Consider the following 1,381-nt stretch of genomic DNA (forward strand, 5'->3'; position numbering starts at 1 on the left):
CTTGATGTGGATGGCGGTCATACCGGTCTCGATCGTTAGCAAGCGAACAATTATAAGCACATGTTGCAAAACACTGTAGGAGTGGGGGGGGGGGGCGTGTGGGGGGTTGTGAGAAAAAAATAATGAAATAAAAAAATAAGCCACTCGAAGTGCTGACTCCGGACGCTTTGGGCGTTTCCACCGCCTCCACCAACAAGACCCTGAAAGTCGAAGCGCCGGCTGCACGCAGCGCGGGCATCAAGGTCAAGTCGGTGGCTGAACTGGTCGAGAAACTGAAAAACGAAGCGAAGGTAATCTAAATGACTATCTTGGTTATTGCTGAACACGACAACAAAGTGCTGGCTCCGGCCACGCTGAATACCGTGGCCGCTGCTGCCAAAATCGGCGGCGACATCCACGTGCTGGTTGCTGGTCAAGGCGCTGGCGCCGTGGCTGAAGCCGCTGCGAAAATCGCTGGCGTGAGCAAAGTCCTGAACGCTGACAATGCCGCCTACGCGCATCAGCTGCCGGAAAACGTCGCTCCGCTGGTAGCAGAGCTGGGCAAGGGCTACAGCCACATCCTGGCTGCCGCCACGTCCAACGGCAAAAACATCCTGCCGCGCGTTGCCGCTGCGCTGGACGTTGACCAGATCTCCGAGATCATCTCGGTAGAAAGCGCCGACACCTTCAAGCGTCCGATCTACGCCGGTAACGCCATCGCTACCGTGCAATCGACCGCCGCGATCAAAGTGATCACCGTGCGTGCCACCGGTTTCGACCCGGTTGCCGCTGAAGGTGGTTCGGCGGCTGTTGAAGCCGTAGCGGCTGCGCACGACGCCGGCACTTCCAGCTTCGTCAGCGAAGAACTGGCCAAGTCCGATCGTCCTGAACTGACCGCTGCCAAGATCGTCGTTTCCGGCGGCCGCGGCATGCAGAACGGTGACAACTTCAAACACCTGTACGCCCTGGCCGACAAGCTGGGCGCAGCCGTCGGTGCTTCGCGCGCTGCGGTCGACGCAGGTTTCGTACCGAACGACATGCAGGTCGGTCAGACCGGCAAGATCGTTGCGCCACAGCTGTACATTGCCGTCGGTATCTCCGGCGCGATCCAGCACCTGGCCGGCATGAAAGACTCCAAAGTGATCGTTGCGATCAACAAGGACGAAGAAGCGCCGATCTTCCAGGTGGCCGATTACGGTCTGGTGGCGGATCTGTTCGAAGCGGTACCTGAGCTGGAGAAGCTGGTCTAATCCGGCGGCTTCACTTATAAAGAGCCCGGCCTTATGGTCGGGCTTTTTTTTGTTTCGTGTCTCGTCCTGAATAAGGTTTACACCTTCTGACCGATCTTCAGGAGGATTCAATGGATACCGGAAAAAGGCGGAGCCAGCGCGACTACACGCTA

General features: G+C 58.0%; 1 protein-coding gene and 1 pseudogene. Both read left to right on the forward strand.

The features are described 5' to 3' along the window. Window positions 1–131: 131 nt before the first annotated feature. Window positions 132–299: pseudogene (locus ACIOUG_RS27130) on the forward strand (electron transfer flavoprotein subunit beta/FixA family protein); the annotation flags it as partial. Next, a complete protein-coding gene (locus tag ACIOUG_RS27135; RefSeq protein ID WP_007961977.1) occupies window positions 300–1,229 on the forward strand; it encodes an electron transfer flavoprotein subunit alpha/FixB family protein in 930 nt (309 codons plus the stop codon). It abuts the pseudogene before it with no gap. Window positions 1,230–1,381: the final 152 nt, after the last annotated feature.

Origin of the sequence: Pseudomonas sp. NPDC087803, assembly GCF_044742995.1 — a bacterium.
Taxonomy (GTDB): Bacteria; Pseudomonadota; Gammaproteobacteria; order Pseudomonadales; family Pseudomonadaceae; genus Aquipseudomonas.